Here is a 25,981-nt window from a genome sequence, read left to right as displayed (position 1 = left end):
GACGCTACCAACGTGCCGGTCGGCGTGCCGGCCGATGCGGTGGGCGGCGCGGCGCGCGTATCCTTGCCGCTCGTGAGCGATCCCAGCACGCGCAGCGACGACGACCGGGCGGTCGACCTCAGCGAGGACTTCGTGGTGCTGCCCGAGCAGACGGCCGACGACACCGACCGTGGCTGGGGCGAGCGGTCCGGCGGCAACGACGACTGGCTGCTCGCCGAGCGCCCGCCGCACTGGGACTGACCGGGCCCTTCCGGCGCTGCCGCCGTCGGCGCCACCGCTACGGCGGTCAGCCGCGGACCACCACGGCGAAGCGGCTTCCCTCGGGCATTCCGACCGTCCGCTGCGCCTGCTCGGGAGGCAGCGCCAGATAGAGCGCCGACGAGCCGTCGACGGCGTTCCCGCCCACCACGTCCAGCACCAGCGCGCGGGAGGCGAGCAGCGTCGCCTCGGCCGACGCCCCGGGCACGACCAGCAGGTCGACCCGCGCGCCCGGGCGGAGCACCGCGAGCGCGGCCGGCTCGGCCAGCCGCACCGGGACCCCCACCGACCCGCTGGGCAGCGGCAACGCCCCATTCCCGGGCGGCCGGGCCGAGGCCCCGTCAGCGCGGTTGCCGTCGCGGTTCCGGGCGGTGCCCGGGACGGCCGACACCGCGGGGGCGTCAGGAGCCGAGCCGGGCCGGCAGTCGCCGGGGCTCTGGAGGATCGCCGCGGCCAGGCCGAGCAGCATCGCGACCAGCGCCACGCGCAGCAGGGTTCCGCGCCGGGGCAGCCCGCGCCAGCGGACCGGACGCAGTGAGCCCTCGTTCGCCGTCACTCGTGCCTCCCCGACCTCGGCCGGGCGTCGCCGTCAGGACGATGCCCACGCCGAGGCTAGAAAGGGAGGAACCCGCGGTGCCTACCCGACCGACAGGCCTGTGGAAAACCTGCCCGCCTGTGGAAAACTCCCGCGCCCCGCGGTGATCTGCTAGGAGGACGAGGAGCTGGAGGTGCTGGCCGCCGCCGGCTTGGCCGAGCTGCCGCCGGTCGAGGCGGACGAGCCGCTCGTCGAGGTGCTGCCGGACGAGGAGCCGGAGTCGCCGGACGACGACTCGGACTTCGCCGGCTTGGCGGCCGTGTTCTTCCCGGCGTCCGAGCCGGACGAGCGGGAGTCGGTGCGGTAGAAACCGGACCCCTTGAAGACGACGCCGACCGAGTTGAAGACCTTGCGCAGCCGCCCCGCACACGCCGGGCACTCGGTCAGCGGCTCGTCGGAGAAGGACTGCACCGCCTCGAGCTGCTGGCCACACGCGGTGCAGGCGTACTGGTACGTGGGCACGTTCTCCTCCGGATCTGGCACGGCCGGTTGGCACTCGACATCTTCGAGTGCCAATGGTGCGTCATGGGACCCGGGTTCGTCCAGCGGAAGCGTGCCGTCCCACACCGGGTGCCCCGGCAAGGGTACGCAGCCCGTCGGCGGGCGTGATCGCGGCGCGGACCGGGCGGTCGTGCGGCTCGGCCGGCAGGCGCTCCACCAGCTCCCCGTCGTGCAGCAGGGCCACCGTCAAGGTGACCGCCGGCACCCGGGCCAGCGCCCGGTCGTACGAGCCGCCGCCGCGGCCCAGCCGCCGGCCGCCCCGGTCCACCGCCAGGGCCGGTACGACCACCAGGGCGGCGTCGGCCACCGCCGAGGTGCCCAGCCGGGGGCCGGTCGGCTCGCGCAGTCCACGGCCGGCCGCCGCCAGGGGCACCCCGTCGACGTACTCCGCCCAGTCCAGGTCGAGGTCGTCGCGGAGCACCGGCAGCAGCAGCTCGGCCGTCGGCTCCAGCGCGGCCCGCAGCACCTCGGGCAGGTCCGGGCCGCCCGGTTCGGTGCCCACCGGGACGTACGCGGTGACCCGGGCCGGGCGCAGCCGGCGTACCAGGGAGATCAGCTCGGCCTGGACGCGGGCCGCCGCCTCGGCGCGGCGCGGCGCGGTCAGCGACCGGCGGGCGGCGAGCAGTGCGATCCGGGCGTCCCGCTTCGCCTCAGGCGTCACTTCCGCTCCATCAGATAATTCCGGCATCGCAACACTCCTGACGCAACGCTTGCCTCTCCGTCGCTCTGTGTCAGCATCGCAGGATCGGGCGCGGAACTTCCGGGGGGAAGCTTGACGCTACGCGGGCGGTTGACGGCGGCCTTCCTCGCGGTGGTGCTCGGCCCCGTCCTGCTCGGCGCGTTCTTCGTCGGGTCGACCATGTCGGCCGTCGACCGGAGCCGGTCCACCGAACGCCTGGGGCTGGCCGCGACGGCGGTGCGGACCTCGGTCGACGCCCTCTGCCAGCAGTTGCGCGCCGCGGCGGACGCGGTCGCGCTGGTCGCCGACCCGGCGGCCCGGCCCGGCGCGGCGGCCCAGGTGGTCGGCCGCGGCCTCGCCGCCGCCGTCCGGATCACCGACACCGCCGGCCGGACCAGCTACGCCACCCCGGGCGGGCCGACCGAGCCGTGGCAGGACTGCTCCGGCACGTCGGCCGCCGGTCCGGTCGGGGCGCTCGCCGCCCGCGTCCAGCTCCGCGACCCGACCGGCGCCGACCTGGGCACGGTGGCGGCCGCCCAACCCGTCGACCCGGCCTTCGTCGCCCGGCTCGCCGCGGTGACCGGGGTGGCGGTCACCCTCCTGGACGACCCCGCCGGCCCCGTCCGGGTCGCCCACACCACCGAGAACCGACAGGTACGCGAGGCGGTGCTGGCCGCCGCCGGCCGCGCGGACGGGGACCGGGTCACCGAGACCGACGACGGTCGGTACGTCCGCCGGGTCGGCCCCGTCGAGGGGCAGCCGCTGCCGCTGGTGCTCTCGGTGCCCGGGGAACGGCCACCCGCCCTCTACGCCGCCCTGGTCGGCGCGGTGGTGCTGGCCGCGCTGCTGGCGGTGCTGGCGGCCGGGCGGCTGGCCCGGGTCACCACCCGGCCCCTGGTGGAGCTGGCCGGCGCGGTGGACCGGGTGACCCACGGTGACCTGACCGCCCGGGTGCCGGTGCGCAGCCGGGACGAGATCGGTCGGCTGGCGCTGGCCTTCAACCGGATGACCCGGGAGACCGGCAGCTATGTCACGGCGCTGACCAGCAGCCGGGACCAGCTCCGTGGCCACCTGGCGGTGCTCGGCGACACCCTGGCCAGCACCCACGACCTGCAACGCATCCTGCGGGTGATCCTGGACAGCGCGATCGCGGCGACCGGTGCCCGGGCCGGTGCGGTGCTGCTGCTCGACGGGGACGGGCTGCTGGTCGGCCAGTGCGTCGAGGGCCTGGCGGGGCGCTGGCCCACCGGGGACCGGAACGACCCGGGCACGTTGCGGGTGCCGGTCGGTGCCGGGGTGGTGGGCGCGGTGGCCGCCACCGGGGAGCCGCAGCGCGGCCGGTGCGACGCCGGCGCGACACCGACCGGGGAGCCGAGCTGCGAGACGTACATCGCGGTGCCCTTCGCCACGCCGGGGACGGCGGACCCGGGCGGGCGGGGCGGCCCGGAGCGGCCCGGGCACCCGCCGGCCGGCGACGGCGCCCCGGCCGGCGGTGCGCTCGGCGTGCTGGTCCTCTACGACCGGCTCGGCGGCGACGAGTTCGACGACGACGACCTGGTGACCCTGCGGACCTTCGCCGGGCACGCCGCGGTGGCGGTGGAGAACGTCCGCGTGCACGAGGAGGCGCAGCGGCTCTCGCTGACCGACCCGCTCACCGGGCTGTGGAACTACCGCTACCTGCGGGAGTCGATCCGCCGGGAGGTGGAGCGGGCGAACCGGTTCGGTCGGATGCTCAGCGTCCTGGCGCTGGACCTGGACCGCTTCAAGGACGTCAACGACACCTGGGGCCACGCCGCCGGGGACGCCGTGCTGGTGGAGTTCGCCCGCCGGGTACGCGGCGAGATCCGCGAGGTCGACCTGGCCTTCCGGCACGGCGGCGAGGAGTTCGTGGTGCTGCTGCCGGAGACGGACGCCCGGGGCGCGACGATCGTCGCCGACCGGCTCGGGGCGGTGGTCCGGGACAGCCCCGTCCCGGTCGACGGGCACGGCGGGGAGCCGGTGCCGGTGGCGGTGACCGTCTCCATCGGCATCGCCGTCTATCCCGATCACGCCGCCAGCGGGCAGCAGGTGCTCGACGCGGCCGACGACGCCCTCTATGCGGCCAAGGCCGCCGGGCGGGACTGCTGCCGGCTGGCGCAGGTGCCGGACCGCGCGCCGACGCAGGAACTTCCCGTGGTCGCGGCGGCGGTCAGCCCCGCCGACGGCCTGCCCCGGGCGGGCACGACGGACGCCGCGGGCGCAGGCCCGGGCGGCGCGTCTTCCGGTCCTCACCCGCCGCGGCAGAGCCGTGGCCGATAGTCTCGCGACATGTCGGAGCACTCAGCGAACCCCTCAACGACCGCCGCGACCGGTCGTCCGCTCGCGGTCAAGGCCGTCATCCCGGCCGCCGGCCTGGCCACCCGGTTCCTGCCGGCCACCAAGGCGGTGCCCAAGGAGCTGCTGCCGGTGGTCGACCGGCCGGTGCTTCAGTACATCGTCGAGGAGGCCACCCAGGCCGGCATCACCGACGTCCTGCTGATCACCGGGCGCGGCAAGACCGCCATGGTGGACCACTTCGACCGCCGGCCCGACCTGGAGGAACGGCTGGCGAAGAAGCCCGAGCTGCTGGCCGCCGTCAAGCGCACCGAGGAGCTGGCCGACATCTACACCTGCCGGCAGCCCGAGCAGCTGGGCCTCGGCCACGCCGTCGGGTACGCCGAGGCGCACGTCGGCGACGCGCCCTTCGCGGTGCTGCTCGGCGACGAGTTCGTCAAGCCGTCCGAGCCGCTGCTGCCGGCCATGCTGGAGCTGCAGGCCCGGACCGGCGGCGTCGTGCTGGCCTTCTTCGAGGTCGACGCGGCCGAGACCAGCCGGTACGGCATCGCCTCGGTCGAGCCGGCCGAGCCGGAGTTCGGCGACATCGCCGAGGTCGTCAAGGTCACCGGCATGGTGGAGAAGCCCGACCCGGAGGACGCCCCCAGCAACCTGGCCGTCCTCGGCCGGTACGTGCTGCCGGGCCGGATCTTCGACGCGATCCGGCGGACGAAGCCGGGCAGCGGCGGCGAGATCCAGCTGACCGACGCGATGGAACTGCTGCGCACCGAGGGGGTGCCGGTGCACGCGATCGTCTACCGGGGCACCCGCTACGACACCGGCCAGCCGCTCGGCTATCTCCAGACCGTCGTCCAGATCGCCGCCGAGCGGGACGACCTGGGCGCCGAGTTCCGCAAGTGGCTGGCCGAGTTCGTCAACTCCGACGCGTCCGGCGGTGCCAATACATGACCGCGACGGCCGACGCCGAGGCGGCCGCGAACGGGTTGACGCCGCTCGCCGACTACCTGGGCAGCGTGCTGCGCAGGTTACGCGCGCTGCCTCCACTCGACCTCGACCTGACCCAGGCGTACGGCAACGTCCTCGCCGAGGACGTGGTCGCGCCGCACTCGTTCCCCGCCTTCGACCAGGCGGCGGTGGACGGGTACGCCGCGCGTTGGGAGGACATCTCCGGGGGGAGCCGGGGCCCGGGATACGTCCCGGCCCCCTCCGGCGCGCCCGGTGGGCACAGCATCCGGCTGAACGTGGTCGGCGACCTGGGTGCGGCGAGCTGGCGACCGGTCCGGCTCACCCCCGGGTCGTGCTTCTCGGTGGCCGCCGGCGCGCCGCTGCCCGTCGCCGCCGACGTGGTGGTGCCGGTGGAGTGGACCGACCAGGGCATGGCCGCGGTGGAGATCTTCCGCGCCCCCAAACGGGGGTACGGCGTCCGCCGCGCCGGTGAGGAACTGCCCGCCGGCACCCTGCTCGCCCGCGCCGGCACGTACGTCTCCCCGGCGCTGGTGGCGGTCTTCGCCGCCACCGGCATCGGGCACGTGGTGGTCCGCCCCAGCCCGCGGGTGGTCGTCGTGGCGACCGGTGACGAGCTGGTCGACGTGGGCCGGGCCAGCCAGCCCGGTCAGGTGGTGGACGCGAACTCGCACGCGTTGACCGCCGCCGCGGCCGAGGCGGGGGCGCTGGCGTACCGGGTGGGCATCTGCGACGACGACCCGGAGGGGCTGCGTGGCCTGCTGGAGGACCAGACCCTGCGGGCGGATCTGATCATCACCACCGGCGGCACCGGCACCGGCCCCGGCGACATGGTCCGCCGGATCCTGTCCCGCCGGGAGGGCGGCCGGGCCGGGCCGGTGGCCTTCACCGAGGTCGCCCTCTATCCCGGAACGGCCCTCGGGTTCGGTACGGTCGGCGCCGAGGAGGTGCCGGTGGTCTGTCTTCCCGGTGAGCCCGGCGCGGCGCTGATCGGCTTCGAGGTGCTGGCGCGCCCCGCCATTCAGCTGCTGGCCGGGGCGGAACCGGTGTTCCGGCCGAGTGTCCGCGCGCACCTGTTGGAGACGCTCTCGTCCCCGGTGGGGCTGCGTGAGTTCCGTCCGGCGCACGTCGCCGAGCGGCGCGGCGGGGGCTACACCGTCCAGCCGCTCAGCGGCGGCCCGTTCACGCTCTCCGGTCTGGCCGAGGCGAACGGCCTGCTGGTGCTCGGCGAGCGGGTCACCACGGCTGCCGCCGGGTCGACGGTGGACGTGTTGTTGCTGGACCGACGCCGGTGAGCTGGTTCGGGCGGGCGCCGGGGTGGCCGGCGACCCTGGTGGACGGTCCGGTGGTGCTGCGGCCGTACCGGCGGTCGGACGCGGCGGCCTGGTCGGAGATCCGGCGGGCCAACCGGGCCTGGCTGGCCCCGTGGGAGTCGCACCTGCCCGGCAGTTGGGACGAGTCGAACTCGCCGTCGGCGTTCCGCTTCGTCCACGCCGACCAGCGCCGTTCCGCGCGTACCGGCGACGGGATGCCGTTCGCGGTCTGCCTGCGGGAGGACGGCCGGGACCGCCTCGTCGGGCACCTCAACGTGGGCAGCATCGTCCGGCGCGCCTTCTGCTCCGGCTACGTCGGGTACTGGGTGGACGCCCGGGTGGCCGGTCGGGGGGTGATCCCCACCGCGGTGGCGCTCGCCGTGGACCACGCCTTCGGCCCGGGTGGACTGCACCGGGTCGAGGTGAACATCCGGCCGGAGAACCGGCCGTCCCGGCGGGTGGTGGAGAAACTGGGCTTCCGCGAGGAGGCGTACCACGTCCGCTACATGCACATCGACGGTGCCTGGCGGGACCACATCGGATACGCGATGACCAGCGAGGAGGTCGCCGCCGAGGGCGGTCTGCTGGCCCGCTGGCACCGCGTACGTGACAGCGTCGGGTGAAGCGTCCCACCCTCCGTCCTCGGCGCGGCGCACATTCAACTCGGTCGGCGGCCCGTAACCTCAAGTAACTGCAAGCTGTGGCAAGCGCTGCCCATCCGCATGATCTGCGCCGTAAACGACGGACCGCGGAATATGTTGCGGCCGGCCGGCGGTTGCCCCGAATTCGGTGACGGGAGGGGTGAGGGTGCCGACCTCGGTGCTCCTCGCCGTCCTCGCCGCCGCCGGTCTGCTCGCCCTCGCGCCGGCCCTGGTCCGCCGGTACGACGCCACCGAGCGGCTGGTGGCGGAGCGGGCGCAGTCGACGGCGCGGGTGCTCCAGCGCCGGCGACGCCGTCGCACTGTGCCGGGACGGCGGCCGGTCAACCCGTCGCGTGCCCTTGTCGTCACCTTGAGTGAAGATTCGGCCACGGGGAGTCTGGGTGCGCCGGTCTCCGCGCCGCCCGCCCCGCGCCGGTCCACCCGGCTGCGCGCCGTGCCGCCCACCCCGGGCCGGTCCCGCCGACGGCACCCGCCGAAGCGCCGTCACCACACCCCGGCGATCTACCGGCGGCGCCGGGTCCTGGCCGCGCTGCTGCTGCTCAACTTCGTCGAGCTGATCGGCGTGGTGCTGGTCAGCCCCGGGTTCTGGATCAGCTTCTCGGTCACCGGGACGCTGCTCGTGGCGTACGTCGTACACCTGCGCAAGAGGGCGCTGGCGGAGCGCCGGCGGCGGCGCGCGGAGGCCCGCGAGGCGGCCTGGCTGGCCGCCCGGCAGGCGGAGGTGCGCCGGGAGCAGGCCCGCCGCGCGGCGGCCCGCCGGGAGGCCCAGCGCCGGCTGGCCGCCCAGCGCGAGGCGGTCCGGCGTACGGCGATGGGCCTGGACCGGCCGGCGGACCTGCCGACGGCGGCGTCCGGCGGCTCGGTCTCCTACCGACGCACGGGCGGCCTGCGGGGCCGGCCCTACCAGTCCGGCCGGGGTGCCTGACCCGGCGAACGCGTGCCGGCGGCATGGTGGTGTCCACGGGGCCGGCAGGCCGCCGGGTCGGCGAGGTGGAGTCGATCAAGCGGACAGAGGCGGAGAGGGTGATTCGCGGGAGCGGGCGGCAACCTGTTAACCTAGGTGCCGGCCCGCCCGGTGAAAGCCGGGTGGGACCGAAGCCGGTTCGCCGGCGGGGGGTTGTGGCGCAGTCCGGTAGCGCACCTCGTTCGCATCGAGGGGGTCAGGGGTTCGAATCCCCTCAACTCCACCAACAAGGCCCCGATCAGTGAAACTGCTGGTCGGGGCCTTGACTTCGTTCGTGGGGTCCTGAATCGCCCCCGGAACTCCCTCTTCCACCGTCGTTTCAGCTCTTCTCCAGCGCCGGGTGAGATGACTTCGCCATGTCTATCTCCTCCTGCGAGCTGATCGTGCGCCGGCTGCTGGCCGAGGTGCACAACGGCCACCGGCCGGACCGTCTGCGGACCCACTACGCCCCGGAGCACCGCGAGTACGACCCGCGGGTGACCCCCGGATCTGGTCTGGCCGGTCTCGAGGCGTTCTGGAGGGAGCTTCTCGGCGATGTCCCGGACCTGTGGGTCGAGCCGGGGGTCGCGCTCGCCGACGGCGACCGGATGATGATCTTCCTGGTCTGGCGGGGCACGTTCCGACCAGGCACCGTGGCCGAGCACGAGTTCGAGCTGCACACCAGCGAGCTGTTCCAGGTCGTCGACGGCCGGATCGCCGAGCACTGGGCGGTGGTCGACTATTCCATCCTCCGCCCGCTCGGCTTCCTGCCCCGGCAACGGACCGAGCTGCGCCGTCCGGATCTCGTCGGCGCGTACACCGCGACCGAGCTCGCCAACGCCGGGGCGGTACTCGGCTCGTACCGGGAGGTGCTGACCGAGCATCGACTGGATCGCGCCGAGTTCTACTACGAACGCGACTACGTGCACCACAACGGGCAGATGCCGGCCGTGCCGAACGGGGTGGAGGCGTTCCGCGCCTACTTCGCCGGCAACTTCGCGGCGTACCCGGACCTGAGCGCGAGGGTGGATCACCTGGTCGTGGCCGGGGACAGGGTGATGGTCTTCGCCACCTGGCGCGGCCGCTTCACCGGGGAATCCCGCGGCCGGAAGCCGACCGGCCGCGAGCTGATCCTGCGCACCTCCGACCTGTTCCGCCTGGTCGACGGCAAGGTGGCGGAGCACTGGGAGGTGGTCGACTACAGCGGCCTGGAGGACGTCGGCGTGCCGATCCGGCAGCCGGTCGCCCGGTGACCGGTCGGCTGCTGGAGGCGGCCTCGAAGACCGCTGAAGCATCGATGCTCCGGGCGACTCCGTGTGCCTCAATGACAGCCATGCAGATTCGCAGTCTGGATGGCGACGACCAAGCGACAGTCGACCTTCTGCTTCCCGGATTCCGCGCCACGATGGCGGCGGAGTCGCCCGCCGACCCACCGGTGCCGGCCCCGCTGCTGGCCCGACTGCTGCAACGCCGGTGGGGCACCGAGCGGCTGGTGCTGGCGGTCTTCGACGGCGATCGGCCACTGGGGTTCGCCAAGCTCGGCACCGACGTGCGGACCGACCCGATCCGGGCGCACGGCTCGCTGTGGATCTTTCCGGCGGACCGTCGGCGTGGCGCCGGACGCGCTCTGCTGACCGCCGTGCGGGAGGAACTGCGTCGCACCTCACACCGGACGCTGCTGCTCGACGCACCGGAATCGGCGGCCACGGCGGCATTCGCCGCCGCGCTGCGTGGCCGCCGGACGGCGGCGAACCTGCGGCACCGGCTGGACCTGCGCCGCTGGGCCGGTCGCCGCCCGCGTGCCGACGTGGGACGCCGGGCCGGGCTGCGCCTGGTGGGCTGGACCGACCGCTGCCCCGACGACCTGGTGGAGTCGTACGCCCGGGCGTGGAGCCGGCTGGACGCCGCGGTGAACGGCCAGGCCGAGCCGCGCGGCGCCGACGCTCACGGGGTCCGGCTGCGCGAGGCGGAGACGGCGCGCAGCGGGAACCGCCAGTCGGCCGTCGCGGCGGTCCGGGCCGAGGACGGTGAGGTGGTCGGGTACAGCACGCTGTACGTCCGGGACAGTCCGATGGCCGACACCGGCGAGACCATGGTGCTGCCGGAGTGCCGACGCCGGGGGATCGGCCTGCTGCTCAAGTCGGAGCTGATCGGCCGGACCATCGCCGACCATCCGCGCCTGACCGTTCTGCAGGCCTGGAACGACGAGCGGAACGACGCCGTCATCGCGCTCAACCGTCGAGTCGGCTTCACCGTCGACAAACGATGGCTGACCTACCGGTTCGACATGTGAACCGGCACATCAATCAGCACGGAGGGACAGTTCATGCCGAGGAGAAACTGGATCGCCCGTACCGCAGGGTCGTTGATCCTGATGGCGGCCGCGCTCGCGGCCCCGAGCCCGGCGGTCGCCCAACCCGCCGCCGGGGCCGAACGGGCCCTGCACGCACTGGTCACCGATGTCTACAACGAGCACCGGGTGGACCAGGTGGTGAGTTACTTCGCCCCGGACTACGTCGAGCACGACACCCGGATCGCGCCCGGGCTGACCGGGCTGCGCAGCTTCCTGAACGACATGTTCACCGGTTTTCCGGACCTGACCGCGACCCCGCTGGTGTCGCAGGTCGACAACGACCGGGCGATGGTGTTCGTGAGCTGGCACGGCCACCAGACCGGGCCGTTCGCCGGGCGGCCGGCCAGCGGCAGGGAGCTCAACCTGGTCACCAGCGAGTTGTTCCGGTTCCGCGGGCAGCAGGTCGCCGAGCACTGGGACACGGTGGACTACTCGGTGCTCAAGCCGTTCGGGGTGACGCCGCAACTGGAGACCCAGCCGCGCAACCCGGAGCTGACCGGATACCACACCGACGCGGAGAAGGCGAACGCCGCACGGATCATCGAGGCCGTGGACGTGGTGATGACCCAGCACCGGCTGGACCTCGCCGACCGCTACTACGAGCAGGACTACCAGCACCACAACTTCCAGCGACCGGCGGTGGACGGCGGGCTGGAGGCGTTCCGTCAGTTCTTCGCCAGCAACTTCATCACGTTCCCCGACCTCTCGGTACGCGTCGACCACGTGCTCGCCCACGGTGACCGGGTCGCCATCTCCGCCACCTGGAGCGGGCACTTCACCGGCGACTTCCACGGCGTCCCGCCGACCGGCCAGATGCTCGTCATGCACACCTCCGACCAGTACCGCTTCGGTGCCGACGGCAAGGTCGCCGAGCACTGGGAGGTGGTCGACTACTCCAGCTTCGCGGCGGCGGGCATCCCGCTCTGACGGCTGACCACGGCGGCGTCCGGCCCGGAAGAATCCGGGCGGGCGCCGTCCCCGGCCGCCCCGCTGTCCGGGTCCTCCTGGCGCAACTCGGTGAGCGCGTCGACGTACTTGATCAGCAGTCGGGCGAACTCCACCCGCTCCGGCCGGGACCATTCCCGGGTGATGAACTCGAACGCCTGGCGCTGGTGCGCGCGGAACCGGTCCAGCGCCGCGCGGCCGGCTTCGGTGAGCTCCAGAACTGTCCGCCTGCCGTCGCGCTGGGACACGGCCCGGGCCAGATATCCGCTGCCGATGCAGTCGGACACCATCCGGCTGGCCACCGAGGGATCGACGCCAAGCCGCTCGGCCACCACCCCGACGGTGACTTCGCGCCGCGCTGTCTCCGGACCCTCCTCCAGGATGTTCAGCACCAGGGTCCTGGTCATCTCCTTGCGCGGCACCGGGTTCTCCACCCTGAGCAGCGCGCCGCGGCGCAGCCTGGAGAACGCCGCGCCGACCGCGTCGAGCATGGCCTCGCCGTCAGTGCTCTTCATGACCGCCATCGTATACATTGCCTCCGTCCGGCAGACATATGTATGGTCGCATGTACTTGTATGTCAGCACACAGCAAATCCGAGAGGGCAACTCATGACCCAGAACAACCGGACGGACGTCGTCATCGTCGGTGGCGGACCGGTCGGCATGCTGCTGGCCGCCGAGCTGCGGCTCGCCGGCACCAGCGTCGTGCTGCTCGAGCAGCTGCCGGAGCGATCACCACACTCCAAGGCGTTCGGGCTGCACGCCCGGTCCCTGGAGTCGCTGGACCGGCGTGGCCTGTTGGAGCGCTTCCGGGACGGCGCTCGATCCTGGAACAACGGCCACTTCGCCGGGCTCGACGTCTGGGTGGACTTCAGCCTGCTCGACAGCAGCCACGGGTACGCGCTGCTCAGCGAGCAGGCCCGCACCGAGGAACTGCTCGAGGCGCACGCGATCGAGTCCGGCGCGGACATCCGCCGCCGGCACACGGTCACCGCGATCGAACAGGACGCCGACGGCGTCACTGTCGGGGTCACCGGCCCGGACGGGTCGTACGAGCTGCGCGCCGAGTACGCGGTCGGCTGCGACGGCGCCCGGAGCCTGGTCCGCAAGGCGGCCGGCATCGAGTATCCCGGCAGCGGCGGCCGGGTGACCGCCCGCCTCGGCGACGTCGTGCTCGCCGACCGGGAGAACGCGCCGATGGGCATGGAGCGCACCGCACGCGGCCTGCTCTTCTGCGTGCCGCTGGACGACCGTTACCACCGGGTGGCCACGTTCGACTTCGGCCCGGACAAGAAGAATCCCGAGGAGAGCCTCACCCTCGACGAGCTGACCGCGAGCATGCGCGAGATCTGGGGCACCGACTACGGCGCGCACGACGCCCGGTGGTTGTCCTGGTTCACCGACTCAGCCCGCCAGGCCGACCGGTACCGTGCCGGGCGGCTCCTCCTGGCCGGCGACGCCGCGCACATCCATTTCCCGGTCGGCGGTCAAGGCCTCAACCTCGGTCTGCAGGACGCGCTGAACCTGGGCTGGAAGCTGGCCGCGCAGATCCACGGCTGGGCGCCGCCCGGGCTGCTCGACACCTACGACGCCGAGCGGCAGCCGCCGGCGCGCCGGGTGCTGGAGAACACCCGGGCCCAGATCGCCCTGATGAACCCGGACCCGGACGTGACCCCGCTGCGGGAGCTGCTCGAGTCGCTGATGCGCGTCGACGCGGCCAACCGGCACATCGCCGAGATGCTCTCCGGGGTCAACGTCCACTACGACCTGTCGGCCGGTGAGGACGTGCACCCACTGGTCGGCAAGTTCGCGCCGGACCTGCCGGTGCGGGTCGGCGACAACGACACCCGCCTGGCCGAGCTGCTGCGCGGCGGCAAGGCCGTGCTGCTCGACCTGGCCGGCAGCGCCGAGACGGCGACGGCCTACCGGGACTGGTCGGCGGCCGTCGCCGACGCCACCCGGGTCACCTTTGTCGTCGCGACGGGCAAGGAGGAGTCGGCGCTGGCCGCGGTCCTGGTCCGCCCGGACGGTTACGTCGCCTGGGCGACCGACCGCGACGCCGAGCCGGAGCGGGTCCGCGAAGGCCTCGCCGCGGCACTGCGCACCTGGTTCGGCAAGAGCTGAGCACCGCCCCGGCCGCGCCGAGTGCGGCGGCCGGGGCACCACCTCGTTTCCGCGCTGTGGAAAGGGAATCGAATGACAGACGACGTGGCCGAGGTGGCGTTCCCGTTCACCCGGCACTCTCCGATCGAGCCGCCGGCCGACTATCAACGGCTCCGGGAAGCCCGGGTGGTACAGGTCCGGATGTCCAGCGGCGCACCGGCCTACCTGGTGGGGCGGTACGAGGACGTGCGGATGGTGCTGACCGATCCGCGGTTCAGCAGCGACCTGCACCGGCCGGGCGTGCCGCAGCCGTCGAACTTCCCGCCGGACGACAGCATGCACCACACCGACGCGCCGGAACACACCCGGCTGCGCAAGCTGGTCTCCGCTGCGTTCACCCCGCGGCGCGTCGAGGCGATGCGTCCCCGGATCCAGCAGCTGGCCGACGAGCTGATCGACCGGATGATCGCGGGCGGCGGGCCGACCGACCTGAACGCCGCACTGGCCCACCCGTTGCCCATCACGGTGATCTGCGAGCTGCTCGGCGTGCCGATGTCCGACCGGGACGCCTTTGTCGGCTGGGCCGACACGCTGGTGGCGCTCGCCGATGTGCCGGTCGACACGATCGTCGCGGCCTACATGTCACTGCGCGGATACCTCACCGACCTGACCAAGGCGAAGCGGGCGAACCCGGGCGACGACATGCTCAGCGCGCTGGTGCAGGTCCACGACGGCGGGGACCGGCTCAGCGAGTCGGAACTGGTCTCGATGGCGACGCTGCTGCTCATCGCCGGCTACGAGACGACCATCCACCAGATCGGCAGCTGCGTCGTCATGCTGCTGGAACACCCGGCGCAGCTGGCCGCGCTGCGCAGCGACGAGAGCCTGCTCGGCCCGGCGATGGAGGAGCTGATGCGCTTCCAGGGGCCGGGTGATGGGGCGGCTTACCGGGTGACCCTGGAGGAGGTGCGGATCGGGGACACGGTGATCCCCGCCAACGGCGGGGTGCTCGCCGCGATCGGTGCGGCCAACCGGGACGAGCGCGAGTTCACCGATCCGGAGATGCTCGACATCCGGCGGAGGAATCTGGCGCACCTGACCCTCGGGCAGGGGATGCACTACTGCCTCGGCGCGTCGCTGGGTCGGCTGGAGCTGCAGATCGCCGTCGGCACGCTGCTGCGCCGGCTGCCCGGCCTGCAGCTCGCCGTCCCCGCCACCGACTTGCTGTGGCTGCCGAATCGGCTGCTCACCGGATACGCCGAGATCCCCGTTCGCTGGGACGGCGCAGCAGGATAGTTGTATTCACGCAGTTGCGTGATACCATGCATATATCTGGAACCGGGTCTCCCCGGCGGGGTCCACGAGTGTGCGCTGGACTCGATCTCACTCCCATCTGGAGCAAATCTGATGCGAATCGTTCGGCACCACGACCATGGCGACCCCTCCGTACTGCGCGTGGAGGAGACGGCCAAGCCGACTCCCGGTCCGCGAGAGGTCCTCATCCGGGTCGAGGCCATCGGCGTCAACTTCGCCGAGGTGCAGCGCCGGCAGGGGCTTCCGATCGGCGGCCCGGCCGAGCTGCCCGGCGCGCCCGGCGGTGACGTGGCCGGCACCGTCGAGGCCGTCGGCGAGTCGGTCACCGGTGTGCAGGCCGGCGACCGCGTGGTCGCCGGCGTGTGGCACGGCGCCTACGCCGACTACGTCACCGCGGACGCCGGCTCGCTGCTGACCATCCCGGAGGGCGTCGACGCCGGGCAGGCCACCGCGCTGGTCAGCCCGGCGCAGACCGCCTACCACGCGATCACCGCGGCGGGCCGGCTGAAGCCCGGCGAGACCATCCTGATCGACGCCGCCGCCGGCGGTGTCGGCCACCTGGCCGTGCAGATCGCCAAGGCGCTCGGCGCCGGCAAAGTGATCGCCACCGCGAGCAGCCCGGCCAAACTCGAGTTTGCCCGCTCGCTCGGCGCCGACGTCGCGATCGACTACACCAGGGCCGGCTGGGTCGACGAGGTGCTGGCCGCCACCGACGGCAAGGGCGCCGACGTGATCCTGGAGACCGTCGGCGGCGACATCCTGCGTGACAGCATCGGCCTGATCGCCCAGTTCGGCCGGCTGGTCTTCTACGGCTCGGCCGGTGGGTTCGACATCCCGCCGGTCAGCGTCGTCGACCTGATCGACATGAAGTCTGTGATCGGCTTCAGCCTCTACGCGATCATGTTCACGCAGCCGGATGTGATCCAGGCGGGTGTGGATGCCCTGGTCGACATGCTCGCTACCGGCAAACTCAAGCCGGTCGTGCACACCACGCTGCCACTCGACGAGGCCGCCAAGGCGCACGAGCTGATGGAGGCGCGGGCCCAGCTCGGCAAGGTCGTCCTCGTCCCGTAATCCCCAGACGCGCGGTGGCCGACTTCAGAACCGGCCGCCGCGTCCCGGCGGGGTGTGAGCCCCCCCGTCTCGCACCCCGCCCTCACCTGTCCAAAGGAAACTGTTGTGACCTCCACCGCTGCCCAGACACCGGGCACGCCGGCGGTGCCACGATCACCTCGACCACGGCAGGGCCTGGTCATGGCCGCGCTCCTGCTTGCCGTCTTCCTCGGCATGCTCGATGCCCAGATCGTCGCGACCGCCCTACCCCGAATCGTGAGCGACCTAGGTGGGCTCTCCGAGTTCGCCTGGGTGACGACCGCCTACATCATCGCCAGCAGTGTCAGCACTCCGGTCTACGGCAAGCTCGGTGACCTGTTCGGACGTAAGAACGTCTTCCTCACCGCCATCGTCTTCTTCCTGGCCGGATCGGCCGCGTCCGGGTTCGCCCAGAATATCGGGCAACTCATTGCGTTCCGGGCGGTCCAGGGCATCGGCGCCGGCGGCCTGCTGGTGTCGGTGCTCGCCATCATCGGTGAGATGTTCCCGCCCCGGGAGGGCGCTCGCTACTACGGCTACTTCTCGATGGTGTTCGCGGTGAGCGCGCTGGCTGGCCCGGCGGTCGGCGGCGTCCTCACCGACTGGCTCAGCTGGCGCTCGGTCTTCTTCATCAACGTGCCGCTCGCGCTGCTGGCGCTGCTCGCCGTCGGACTCTTCCTGCACCTGCCGCGCCATCCGCGACGGCCACACATCGACTACGCCGGAATCGCGCTGCTGGCCGGCACCATCATCTGCCTCACCCTGGTCACCAGCTGGGGCGGGGTCCGCTACGACTGGACGTCCGGGCCGATACTCGGTCTCGGCGCCGCGACGCTGGTGTGCGCCGTGCTGTTCATCGTCGTGGAACGCCGGGTGGGCGAGCCGGTCATCCCGCTGCGTCTGTTCCGCAGCTCGACGTTGACCCTCGCGGTGCTGATCGGCGCGCTCGCCGGCGCGGTCTTCCTCGGCGCGGTCAACTTCCTGGCCCTGTTCGTCCAGGTGGTCACCGGTGCCACGCCGACCGAGTCCGGGCTGGTCCTGCTGCCGATGATGCTCGGCCTGATCGCCTCGTCGATGCTCAGCACCAAGCACATCGCCCGCAGCGGCCGCTACAAGTGGTACCCGGTGGCCAGCATGGCGCTCGGCCTGGTGGCCGCACTGCAGTTGGCGAGCATGGACGCGGACACCCCGCGCGCCGTCGCGATCGGCTACATGACCCTGTTCGGCATCGCGGCCGGTCTCAACATCCAGGTGCTGGCGATGGCGGCGCAGAACGCGGCCACCCGGCAGGACATGGGCGCCGTATCGGCAACCGTGCCGTTCTTCCGGTCGGTCGGCACCTCGGTCGGGATCTCGGTGTTCGCCGCCATCTTCTATGGCCGGCTGGCGTCGTCGCTGGCCGAGCACGTCCCCGCGAACGCGCGCGGCAGCCTGTCGCTGGACGCCACCTCATCGCAGGAGGTGCTCCGGCACCTGCCCCCAGAGGTTCGGCACGGGATCGCCCAGGCGTACGCCGACGCGTTGACCCCGGTCTTCCTGGCCGCCCTGCCGATGCTGGCGGTCGGTCTGGTCCTCGCACTGCTGCTCAAGGACGTGCGGCTGCGTCAGCACCACCACGGTGACGACGCCAAGGGCGAGTAGCCGCCGGCCTGCCGGTGGTCCTCCCCGGGGAGGACCACCGGCGTTTCACGCTGTCGCGAGCAGCCGGGCGAACACCCGGCGCAGCGACTCCGCCGGCTCGGCGGGGAGATCGGCGGATCGCCAGGCCACGAAGCCGTCCGGCCGTACCAGCACCGCCCCGGCGTCGCCGATGCCGTACCGGGCCGGGAACTGCCCGGCGGCGTCGACCAGGTCGGCTGTGGGATCCGCGCCGACCAGGTAGCGGCCCAGCGGGATGCCGCCCGCCGCGACCGTGGCGCCGGCGTCCAGCCAGGCCCGGCCGCCCGCCGCCGCCACCAGCGCAAAGTCTCGTCGGACCAGGTCGGCCAGGGAGATGTCACGGTCGCCGTGGCGCAGCAGCAGATAGGGGGCCCGGGTGCCGGGCCGACCGGACGCCTGCCGCGGGTCCTCGACCACGGCCGGATCGTCGTCCTCGGTGAGCACCGCGACCGACCGGTAACGGTGGCCGAACAGGACCGTCGCCTCTGGTTGATGGCGTGACGCCACCTCCGGGTCCAGACCGCTGCGCTGCAGGTAGCGGATGACGCCCTGCTCGACGGTGAACTCGGCCACCGGCAGCCGTTCCGACTCGTAGCTGTCGAGCAGGCCCGGGCCGGCCGTGCCCCGCAGCACCAGTGCCAGCTTCCAGGCCAGGTTGTGCGCGTCCTGCAGGCCCATGTTGCCACCGAACCCGCCGGTCGGCGGCATCACGTGCGCGGAGTCGCCGACCAGGAACACCCGGCCGTCCCGGAACCGCTCGGCGACCCGGGCGGCGATCTCCCAGCTGGAGGCGTCGGTGACGGTCAGCGGCAGGTCCGGTACCCCGACCGCGGCCCGGACCAGCGCGACGCACCGCTCGGTGGAGTACTCCTGGTGCCCGTCCTCCGGGCGAAGGCTCGGTGCCAGGCACCACAGCTGCGTGCCGGCCGCGCCGAGTTGGCCCAGCACGCCGTGCACCTCGGGGTTGCTGACGAAGCACAGGAAGAACTTGCGGCCGGCCACCAGCGACTCCAGATCGGCCCGGAACAGGATGATCATCTGGCGGCCGAACGTCCCGCGGCCGGTGGTGGCGATCCCCAACTCGCCGCGGATCTGGCTGCGATGCCCATCGGCGGCGATCAGGTACTGCGCCCGGACGGTCCGCTCCACGCCGTGGACGCCACGGATGACCGCGTTCACCCCGTCGGCGTCCTGGACGTAGCGGACGAGTTCGGTGCCGAAACGTATGTCGGCGCCGAGTTGCTCAGCGCGGGCGCGCAGGATCGGCTCCAGCCGGTCCTGGCCGATCAGTGTCCAACCGGTGCTGCTCACCCCGTGGGTGTCGTGCCGGAACGGGCCGTCGAACCGGCCGAGTTCCTCGCCGGCCAGCGACTCCACCTGCAGGATGTCGCCGTACTGGGCGTTGGGGGTCTCGGCCGCGCGTACCTCGTCTCCCAGACCGATGGCGTCCAGCAGCTCCATCGTGCGCGGGCTGGCGGCCTGCGCGCGTGGATGCGCCGAGATCTGCGGGTGGCGTTCGACGAGCAGCGGCCGGATGCCCTGTTCGGCCAGGAACAGGGCGGACGCCAGGCCGGCCAGGCTGCCGCCGACGATGAGGACGGGTGTCTCGTCACCAGTCACGGATGCTCCTTCTGCTGGGGAATTCCGCTCAGGAAACCGTGTCCGGCTGGAGGTTCCGTCGAGGATCGAGCGACATTCCAGGTCGACCCGGCAGCGTGGCGGTCGTACCGTCGACACAGAGATGAGGAATGCCGTGACCCGTCCCAGCTGGGCCCCCCCGGAGATCGACATCGACAAACCGAGCATCGCGCGGGTCTACGACTACTGGATCGGTGGCTCGCACAACTTCCCGGTCGATCGGGAGGTCGGCCGCACTGTGGAGCAGGCGAACCCACTGCTGCCCCAGACATTCCGGGCAAACCGGGCGTTCCTGCGCCGGGCGGTGCGGGAGTTGTCCGCGCTCGGCATCCGCCAGTTCCTCGACGTCGGCTCCGGGATCCCGACCGAGGGCAACGTGCACGAGATCGCGCTGGCCGGCAACCCGGACAGCCGGATCGTGTACGTCGACATCGACCCGGTCGCGGTCGCGCACGCAAGGGCGATCCTCGCCGACGAGCCGCGCGCCGTGGCCATCCAGGGCGACCTGTTCAAGTGGGTGGACATCCTGGAGGCTCCGGAGACCCGGGCACTGCTCGACTTCGACCAGCCGATCGCGGTGATCCTGGCCGCGATCATCCACTTCGTGCCGCCGGACGCGGACCCGGTCGCGCTGGTCGACCGGTACGTCGAGCCGCTGGCCGAGGGGAGCTTTCTGGTCGTCACGCACGCCGGGGCGGAAACCGTCCCGCAGGCCACGCCCGGGTTCGCGGCTCGTTACCAGGGCGCGGTCAACGAGGTGATCTGGCGGGACCGGTCCGAGGTGACCGAGCTGTTCCAGGGGCTGGAGTTGCTCGCGCCCGGTGTGGTGCCGGTGCCGCTGTGGCGCCCGGAGCCCGGCGGTGACCCGGACAACCTGGGCGCGGACGCCCCGATGTTGGCCGGCGTCGCCCGCAAGGTCAGGCCGGCCTGACCTTGCGCCCGGCGGTCACTCGTCGGCGGTCCGTTCGGGCAGCGAGGCGAGCGCGTCCACGTACTTGATCAGCAGGCGGGCGAACTCCAGACGCTCCTGCTCCGGCCAGTCCCGGGTGATGTGCTCGTACGCCGCCCGCTGATGCTGACGGAAGTCGGCGAGCATCGCGCTGCCCGCCTCGGTCAGCTGCACCACGGTGCGCCGTCCGTCGCGCTGGGAGGCGACCCGACGCAGATACCCGGCCGAGATGGCGTCGGACACCATGCGGCTCGCGGCCGACGGATCGACCGCGAGCCGCTCGGCGATGTCACCCACGGTGATGTCATGGTCGGCCCGCTCGGCGGCGTCGTACGCGGTCTGCAGCACCCGGGTCCGGGTGATGTCCCGGCGCGAGATCGGCTTCTGCGCATTGAGCGCCACGGATCTGCCCAGCCGGGAGAAGGCCGGGCCGACCGCGTCCATCAGCTCTTCTGCTCGCGTCGTACCGGTGGTGGCGTCCATTTCTCCCGCTCCTGAGCTTCATGAGTGACGTCATGCAGGTGACCTCACCCCGGCGAGATGCTACCGCGCGGTGGCTACAGCGTCACTCGACCGACGCTTGAGGCCCGGATCCGAGAGTGATGGCCGGTGCGGGATCGGCCCGCGCCGCTGGAGCAGAGGAGAGCGCCTTGAGCGACGCCGCCGTCACCACCACTCTCACTGACGAGCACTGCGCGGCGGTGGCCGGCCGGCTGGTCGGCACCTGGACCACCGTGCTGGACAACGAGGGCTCGCCGGTCGTCGGCCTGTCCGCCTTCACCGCCGACGGCGGTGTCATTCTCACCCAGCTCAACGCCAAGAACATCGGCCTCGGCAACTGGGTCGCGACCGGCGCCGACACCTTCGTCTACAACGCCCACATCCTGGCCGCCGACGAGAACGGCGGATTCAAGGGCACCGCGCACATCACCGTGAACGGCAGGCTGACCGGCGACGCCAGCTGGACCGGCGACGGTGGCGCGACCTTCCACGACGCCGCCGGCAAGCCGCTGCGCAGCCACAGCGGGTCGGCCGTCACCGCCACCAAGTTCGGCGTCGGTCAGTGACACCTCCCGTGGCATCCGCGGTGGCTTGGGCTGCGCTCACCGACGGACTCTCCGGTGACCTGGTCCTCCCCGGCGACGAGCGCTACCCGCAGGCCCGCGAGCTGCAGCAAGTTGAGTTCGACGCGATCGAGCCGCTGGCGGTGGTCTACTGCGCCACGGTCGCCGACGTCCAGCGCGCGGTCCGGTTCGCCGCCGAGCACGATGTCCCGGTGCGCCTGCGCAGCGGCGGGCACAGCCACAACGGCTGGTCCACCGGCGAGGCACTGATCATCGACGTGTCCCGGCTCGACCACGTCCGGCTCACCGGTGCCACCGTGCACCTGGGACCAGGGCTGCGCTCGGTCGACGCGCTCGACCGGCTCGGACCGCTCGGCCGGCAGATCGTCACCGGCACCTTCCCGACCGTCGCGGCCGGCGGCTTCCTGGCCGGCGGTGGCCTGGGCTGGCAGACCCGCCGGTTCGGGGTGGGCAGCGACCGGCTCGTCTCCGCCAAGGTCGTGCTCGCCGACGGCCGGCTCGTAAGCTGCAGCGAGGACGAGGAGCCGGACCTGTTCTGGGCGCTGCGCGGCGGCGGTGGCGGCACCTTCGGCGTGGTGGTCGACTACGAAGTACGCCCGATCGCCGCCCCCGCACTGGTGCGCTACGAGACCGTCTGGCCGCTGGCGCGGGCCCCGGAGCTGCTCGCCGCCTGGCAGGACTGGTGCGTGGAGGCCCCGGACACGCTCGGCTCCTCGCTGGTCGTGCTGCCGTCGTTCGGTCCGGACAAGCCCGCCTCGATACGGATCTGGGGAGTGTCGCTGGACGGCGCCGACCGGCTGGGCCGGGAACTGGCCCAGCTCGCCGAGCGGGCCGCCGGTGCACCGGCCGAGGCTCGGGTGACCGGACCTGAGCCGTACTCCGAGGCGATGCACCGCAGTCTGTGCGGGGAGCTGTCACCGGCCGAGTGCCATCGCACCGGCACCAGCCCGGTTGCCCGCGGCCACCGGCATCCGCTCACCCTGCGCAGCTACCGGCTCACCGATCGGGCGATGACCGCCGCCGAGGCGTCGGCCGCGGTCGAGGCCTGGGATCCGTCCCTGGACCAGGAGCGCTATCTGCTGCTCATCGCGGTCGGTGGGCGCGCCAACGACATCGACCCGGCCGCCACCGGGTACGTCCACCGCACCGCCCGGTTCCTGGTCGGTTACCAGTACGCGCTGCGCAACCCCAGCCCCGAGGCGATGCCGGCCGCCTGGGCGTGGACCGATCGCACGGCCGCCACCCTGGAGCCGGTGGCCTGTGGGTCGTACGTGAACTTTCCGAGCACCCGCCCCGAGCCGGACTGGCCGGCCCGATTCTTCGGCACCAACCTGCCCCGGCTGCGAGCGGTCAAGCGCGCGGTCGACCCGGGCAACTTCTTCCGACACGAGCAGAGCATCGCGCCGTGAGGTGGCCGTGGTGGTGCCACACCGGTGCCGCGCTGCTCTGGGAGGGCATGATCGCGGTCGGCGCGGCGTACTTCGACATGGTCCCGCCCCCGCCGTCCGGCCTGCGCGCGGAACGGCTGCTCTGGAGCCAGCTCGGCGAGGTCCAGAAGCTGCTGCCGCTGCTGAACCACGCCGGGACGGACCGGGAGCCGGCGTGACCGGGCGGCTCGGTCCGCTGTTCGTACTCGACATGTGCGAACGGTTCAGCTTCTTCGGTCTCGCCGCCACCCTGGTGCTGTACCTGGTCGCCGCGGAGGGACCGGGCCTGCCCGGCGCGCAGGCGGCGCAGGTGTTCGGCGCGTACGTCGCGCTGTCGTTCCTCAGCGGTGCAGCGGGCGGCTGGGTCGCCGACCGGCTGCTCGGCCCCCGCGCCACCGCGCTGACCGGGGGCGTGCTGATCGCTTGCGGCCACCTGCTGCTGGCGGTGCCCGTGCTCTATGCGGGGCTGCTGTGCCTGGCGATCGGCACCGGACTGGTCAAGCCGGCCACCGCCGCGCTGGTCGCCGAGCTGCCGTCGGGTCGGGACCACACCGCGTCGCTCTACTCGGTGTTCTACGTCAGCGTCCAGTTCAGCGCGATTGCCGGGCCCCTGGTCGCCGGGCTGGTCGCGGACCGGGTGGGCTGGACGGTCGCGCTCGCCGCGCCGGCCGTGGTGATGGCGATCGGTCTGGGCGTCTTCGCCACCGGCGCGGTTCCGGCGCGCGGCCCGCTGCGCCCGCTGCCACCGGCGGCGGCGCGCCGGCTGGCGTGGTACGCGGCCGGCGCCGCTGCCGCGCTGGCGGCGCTGTCGCTCGGGCTTGCCGCCGGCCACCGGCTGTCGATCACCCCGGTGCTGCTCGGGCTGGGCCTGGTCACGATCGCCGCGCCCTTCGTCGACCTGCGGCTGCTGCGCCGGGCGCTGGCCGCCGACCCGGTCGCGCGGCACCGTCTGAGCGCGCTGGCGTGGCTGCTCGGGGCCGGATCGGCGTACTGGTTGATCTTCGCCCAGGGCTCGTCGGCGCTGGCGCTGTTCGCCCGCGACCACACCGGCCGAACCGTCGCCGGTGTCACCGTGCCGGCCGCCTGGCTGCAGGCCCTGCACCCGGCGCTGGTGCTGGTGCTGGCGCCGGTCTACGCCGAGGTGCGCCGGCGCCGGGACATCCCGCGGCATCCGGCCCTGTCGTTCGCGGCCGCGCTCGCCGCCGCAGGCGCCAGCTTCGTCCTGCTCGCCATCGCCCAGCGGCAGGCCGCCGCCGGCCCGGTGTCCGCCTGGTGGCTGGGCGGCGTCTATCTGCTGCAGGCGGCTGGCGAGCTGATCGTCGGGCCGCTCGGGCTGGCCCTGACCGCCCGGCTCGCACCAGCCGGCCTGACCGCCCGTTACCTCGGCCTGTACGGGCTGTTCGCGGCGCTCGGCGCGCTGGCCGGCAACCGTGTCTACCAGCTCGCCAGTGTGGTGCGGCCGGAAACCTACTTCGCCTGCTGCGGCCTGGCCGTGGTGCTGATCGGTGTCGCCCTGCTGGTGGCCGGACCGGCTCTGGATCGCCGGGGCGGGTTCGGCGGCGGCCCGGATCAGCGAGCCCGAGTGACGGATATCCCAGAGAAGGTGAGGAACGGATGAGGGAGCCATACACCCCGGTGCTGATCGCCGGTGGCAGTCTCGTGGGTCTGTCGAGCGCGCTCTTCCTGGCGCGGCAGGGTGTGTCGTGCCTGCTGGTCGAGCGGCATCCGAGCACGTCGGTGCATCCCCGGGCGGTCGGCTACTACCCGCGCACCATGGAGCTGCTGCGTCAGGCCGGCCTGGAGGAGCCGGCGCTCAAGGCCGCCGCCGGCTTCGCGTCGCACCGCACCCGGGCCGGCTTCGAGTCGCTGGCGGGGCGGATGCTGTTCAGCCGGACCGAGATGGACGAGGACGACCTCGGGGCGGTCACGCCCTGTCGACTGCTGCTGCTCACCCAGGACCGCCTCGAGCCGCTGCTGCGAGCGAAGGCCGAGCAGCTCGGTGCCGACCTGCGGTTCGCCACCACCCTCACGTCGTTCAGTCAGGATCCGTCCGGGGTGGACGCGGAGCTGTTCGACGAGCAGACCGGGCGGACCTCGCGGATACGGGCGGACTACCTGATCGGGGCGGACGGGCCGCGCAGCCTGGTGCGGGAGGCGCTGGGCATTCCCCGTACCGGCAGGGGGGTGTTGTCGCGGCACGTCAGCATCGCCTTCCGGGCGGACCTGGCGCCGGTGCTGGACGGGCGGCGCTTCAGCGTCGTGCACGTGGCGAACGAGCAGGTGCGCGGCATCATGGTGCACGACGACACGTTGCGCGAAGGCACGCTGATCGTCGGTTACGACCCGGAGCACGGCGAGACCCTGGACGACTTCACCGACCAGCGGTGCGGCGAGCTGGTCCGGGCCGCCATCGGGGTGCCGGACATCGAGGTGCGGATCCGGTCCCGGTTCCCGTGGGACATGGCCGAGTCGACGGCCACCCGGTACCGCGACGGCCGGGTTCTGCTGGCCGGCGACGCCGCTCACGTAATCCCGCCGACCGGTGGGTACGGCGCCAACACCGGCATCGCCGACGCGCACAACCTGGCCTGGAAGCTGGCGGCCGTGCTGGCCGGGCAGGCCGGACCGGACCTGCTGGACAGCTACGACAGCGAGCGGCGTCCGGTCGGCGCGTTCGCCGCGTCGCAGGGCGCCCTGCAGTTCGCCATCCGTTCCGGGCAGGCCACCGACGAGCAGCGGGCCGCAGCACTCGACGCGCAGGTGGTGACCATGGGTTACCGCTACCCGACGGCGGCTGTCGACCTGCCGTTCGCGGTCGACCCGGCCGAGCGGACCGCCGAGCCGGGCACCCGGGCGCCGCACGTGTGGCTGAACCGCGACGGCGCCGACACCTCGACCCTGGACCTGTTCGGGTCCGGGTTCACCGTGCTGGCCGCCGGTCCGGAGGACCGGTGGACGGCGGCGGCCCGGGCCGCCGCGGCGGAGACCGGCGTGGTGATCAACGCCTGGACGATCGACCCGGACGACGAGTTCCACCGGGCGTACCGGCTGGCGCCGGGGGCGGCGGTGCTGGTCCGCCCGGACGGCTTCGTGGCCTGGCGGTCGCCGGCCGATCCGGGCGACCCGGCGGGGGCGCTGGTGAGCGCGGTCCGCGACGTTCTGTTTCCCACCACGGCGTGATGGAGGAGT

Annotated in this window: 25 protein-coding genes and 1 tRNA gene; 20 read left to right on the top strand and 6 right to left on the bottom strand. The window is 72.9% G+C overall.

Going from position 1 to position 25,981, the window contains the following annotated elements:
* The first annotated feature begins 72 nt into the window (after nucleotides 1–72).
* Nucleotides 73–240: a hypothetical protein gene (locus ABUL08_RS20040; protein WP_350938936.1), complete on the top strand. Its 168-nt coding sequence runs from the start codon at nucleotides 73–75 to the stop codon at nucleotides 238–240.
* A 46-nt stretch (nucleotides 241–286) separates the two neighbouring features.
* Here the strand turns inward: ABUL08_RS20040 and ABUL08_RS20035 are convergent, their stop codons facing one another.
* From ABUL08_RS20035 to ABUL08_RS20025, 3 genes are all read right to left on the bottom strand, one after another.
* The gene (locus tag ABUL08_RS20035) at nucleotides 287–814 is read right to left on the bottom strand and encodes a flagellar biosynthesis protein FlgA (protein ID WP_350931463.1); all 528 of its coding nucleotides are present in this window, start codon (nucleotides 812–814) and stop codon (nucleotides 287–289) included.
* Between the two features lie 150 nt (nucleotides 815–964).
* Entirely contained in the window at nucleotides 965–1,336 is a 372-nt protein-coding gene (locus ABUL08_RS20030) for an FmdB family zinc ribbon protein (RefSeq protein WP_350931462.1), read from the bottom strand.
* A gap of 40 nt (nucleotides 1,337–1,376) precedes the next feature.
* Nucleotides 1,377–2,042: a 5-formyltetrahydrofolate cyclo-ligase gene (locus ABUL08_RS20025; protein ID WP_350931461.1), complete on the bottom strand. Its 666-nt coding sequence runs from the start codon at nucleotides 2,040–2,042 to the stop codon at nucleotides 1,377–1,379.
* An 84-nt stretch (nucleotides 2,043–2,126) separates the two neighbouring features.
* Between ABUL08_RS20025 and ABUL08_RS20020 the strand changes: the two genes are divergently transcribed.
* The 9 genes from ABUL08_RS20020 (at nucleotide 2,127) to ABUL08_RS19980 (ending at nucleotide 11,507) form a co-directional block, all read left to right on the top strand.
* Entirely contained in the window at nucleotides 2,127–4,331 is a 2,205-nt protein-coding gene (locus ABUL08_RS20020) for a sensor domain-containing diguanylate cyclase (RefSeq protein WP_350931459.1), read from the top strand.
* 9 nt (nucleotides 4,332–4,340) lie between these two features.
* On the top strand, nucleotides 4,341–5,294 hold the full coding sequence (locus ABUL08_RS20015) for a UTP--glucose-1-phosphate uridylyltransferase (RefSeq protein ID WP_350931458.1): 954 nt from the start codon (nucleotides 4,341–4,343) through the stop codon (nucleotides 5,292–5,294).
* Nucleotides 5,291–6,604, top strand: coding sequence for a molybdopterin molybdotransferase MoeA (locus tag ABUL08_RS20010; protein WP_350931457.1), 1,314 nt, complete (start codon nucleotides 5,291–5,293; stop codon nucleotides 6,602–6,604). Before ABUL08_RS20015 ends, ABUL08_RS20010 begins: the two co-directional genes overlap by 4 nt.
* A complete protein-coding gene (locus ABUL08_RS20005; RefSeq protein WP_350931455.1) occupies nucleotides 6,601–7,245 on the top strand; it encodes a GNAT family N-acetyltransferase in 645 nt (214 codons plus the stop codon). The genes ABUL08_RS20010 and ABUL08_RS20005 overlap by 4 nt, the downstream gene beginning before the upstream one ends.
* Before the next feature lie 178 nt (nucleotides 7,246–7,423).
* A complete protein-coding gene (gene sepX / locus ABUL08_RS20000; RefSeq protein WP_350931454.1) occupies nucleotides 7,424–8,209 on the top strand; it encodes a divisome protein SepX/GlpR in 786 nt (261 codons plus the stop codon).
* Between the two features lie 188 nt (nucleotides 8,210–8,397).
* Nucleotides 8,398–8,474: transfer RNA gene (locus ABUL08_RS19995), tRNA-Ala, on the top strand.
* 130 nt (nucleotides 8,475–8,604) lie between these two features.
* Nucleotides 8,605–9,480 carry an ester cyclase family protein gene (locus ABUL08_RS19990; RefSeq protein ID WP_350931453.1) on the top strand — a complete coding sequence of 292 codons (876 nt, stop codon included), beginning with the start codon at nucleotides 8,605–8,607 and terminating at the stop codon, nucleotides 9,478–9,480.
* 80 nt (nucleotides 9,481–9,560) lie between these two features.
* Nucleotides 9,561–10,520: a GNAT family N-acetyltransferase gene (locus tag ABUL08_RS19985; protein ID WP_350931452.1), complete on the top strand. Its 960-nt coding sequence runs from the start codon at nucleotides 9,561–9,563 to the stop codon at nucleotides 10,518–10,520.
* Nucleotides 10,521–10,553: 33 nt separating this feature from the next.
* Nucleotides 10,554–11,507 carry an ester cyclase family protein gene (locus tag ABUL08_RS19980; RefSeq protein WP_350931451.1) on the top strand — a complete coding sequence of 318 codons (954 nt, stop codon included), beginning with the start codon at nucleotides 10,554–10,556 and terminating at the stop codon, nucleotides 11,505–11,507.
* Here the strand turns inward: ABUL08_RS19980 and ABUL08_RS19975 are convergent.
* Nucleotides 11,471–12,040, bottom strand: a complete 570-nt coding sequence (locus tag ABUL08_RS19975) for a MarR family winged helix-turn-helix transcriptional regulator (RefSeq protein ID WP_350931450.1) — start codon at nucleotides 12,038–12,040, stop codon at nucleotides 11,471–11,473. The two genes, ABUL08_RS19980 and ABUL08_RS19975, sit on opposite strands and share 37 nt — an antisense overlap.
* A 94-nt stretch (nucleotides 12,041–12,134) precedes the next feature.
* Between ABUL08_RS19975 and ABUL08_RS19970 the strand changes: the two genes are divergently transcribed.
* The 4 genes from ABUL08_RS19970 to ABUL08_RS19955 all read left to right on the top strand — a co-directional run bounded on the left by ABUL08_RS19970 (nucleotide 12,135) and on the right by ABUL08_RS19955 (nucleotide 17,675).
* Entirely contained in the window at nucleotides 12,135–13,649 is a 1,515-nt protein-coding gene (locus ABUL08_RS19970) for an FAD-dependent monooxygenase (protein ID WP_350931449.1), read from the top strand.
* Between the two features lie 72 nt (nucleotides 13,650–13,721).
* Nucleotides 13,722–14,924 carry a cytochrome P450 family protein gene (locus ABUL08_RS19965; protein ID WP_350931447.1) on the top strand — a complete coding sequence of 401 codons (1,203 nt, stop codon included), beginning with the start codon at nucleotides 13,722–13,724 and terminating at the stop codon, nucleotides 14,922–14,924.
* 111 nt (nucleotides 14,925–15,035) lie between these two features.
* Nucleotides 15,036–16,016, top strand: a complete 981-nt coding sequence (locus ABUL08_RS19960) for a quinone oxidoreductase family protein (protein ID WP_350931445.1) — start codon at nucleotides 15,036–15,038, stop codon at nucleotides 16,014–16,016.
* A gap of 54 nt (nucleotides 16,017–16,070) precedes the next feature.
* Nucleotides 16,071–17,675, top strand: a complete 1,605-nt coding sequence (locus ABUL08_RS19955) for an MDR family MFS transporter (protein ID WP_350931444.1) — start codon at nucleotides 16,071–16,073, stop codon at nucleotides 17,673–17,675.
* 45 nt (nucleotides 17,676–17,720) lie between these two features.
* Here ABUL08_RS19955 and ABUL08_RS19950 read toward each other — a convergent pair whose 3' ends face one another.
* A complete protein-coding gene (locus tag ABUL08_RS19950; RefSeq protein WP_350931443.1) occupies nucleotides 17,721–19,313 on the bottom strand; it encodes an FAD-dependent monooxygenase in 1,593 nt (530 codons plus the stop codon).
* A 133-nt stretch (nucleotides 19,314–19,446) separates the two neighbouring features.
* Between ABUL08_RS19950 and ABUL08_RS19945 the strand changes: the two genes are divergently transcribed.
* Nucleotides 19,447–20,262: an SAM-dependent methyltransferase gene (locus tag ABUL08_RS19945; RefSeq protein ID WP_350931442.1), complete on the top strand. Its 816-nt coding sequence runs from the start codon at nucleotides 19,447–19,449 to the stop codon at nucleotides 20,260–20,262.
* A gap of 15 nt (nucleotides 20,263–20,277) precedes the next feature.
* Here ABUL08_RS19945 and ABUL08_RS19940 read toward each other — a convergent pair whose 3' ends face one another.
* A complete protein-coding gene (locus ABUL08_RS19940) occupies nucleotides 20,278–20,763 on the bottom strand; it encodes a MarR family winged helix-turn-helix transcriptional regulator (protein ID WP_350931441.1) in 486 nt (161 codons plus the stop codon).
* A gap of 167 nt (nucleotides 20,764–20,930) precedes the next feature.
* Here ABUL08_RS19940 and ABUL08_RS19935 point away from each other — a divergent pair, with 167 nt between their 5' ends.
* The 5 genes from ABUL08_RS19935 to ABUL08_RS19915 are packed head-to-tail and all read left to right on the top strand — an operon-like array spanning nucleotide 20,931 to nucleotide 25,972.
* Complete coding sequence (locus ABUL08_RS19935; protein WP_350931439.1) at nucleotides 20,931–21,347, top strand: hypothetical protein; 417 nt, start codon at nucleotides 20,931–20,933, stop codon at nucleotides 21,345–21,347.
* 20 nt (nucleotides 21,348–21,367) lie between these two features.
* The gene (locus ABUL08_RS19930; RefSeq protein ID WP_350931438.1) at nucleotides 21,368–22,774 is read left to right on the top strand and encodes an FAD-binding oxidoreductase; all 1,407 of its coding nucleotides are present in this window, start codon (nucleotides 21,368–21,370) and stop codon (nucleotides 22,772–22,774) included.
* Nucleotides 22,771–22,971, top strand: a complete 201-nt coding sequence (locus tag ABUL08_RS19925; RefSeq protein WP_350931437.1) for a hypothetical protein — start codon at nucleotides 22,771–22,773, stop codon at nucleotides 22,969–22,971. Before ABUL08_RS19930 ends, ABUL08_RS19925 begins: the two co-directional genes overlap by 4 nt.
* A complete protein-coding gene (locus tag ABUL08_RS19920; RefSeq protein WP_350931436.1) occupies nucleotides 22,968–24,410 on the top strand; it encodes a peptide MFS transporter in 1,443 nt (480 codons plus the stop codon). The genes ABUL08_RS19925 and ABUL08_RS19920 overlap by 4 nt, the downstream gene beginning before the upstream one ends.
* Nucleotides 24,407–25,972, top strand: coding sequence for an FAD-dependent monooxygenase (locus ABUL08_RS19915; protein WP_350931435.1), 1,566 nt, complete (start codon nucleotides 24,407–24,409; stop codon nucleotides 25,970–25,972). The genes ABUL08_RS19920 and ABUL08_RS19915 overlap by 4 nt, the downstream gene beginning before the upstream one ends.
* The last annotated feature ends 9 nt before the right edge of the window (nucleotides 25,973–25,981 follow it).

It is taken from the genome of Micromonospora sp. CCTCC AA 2012012, assembly GCF_040499845.1.
Lineage (GTDB): Bacteria > Actinomycetota > Actinomycetes > Mycobacteriales > Micromonosporaceae > Micromonospora > Micromonospora mangrovi.
This window is presented reverse-complemented; position numbering and strand designations above follow the sequence as displayed.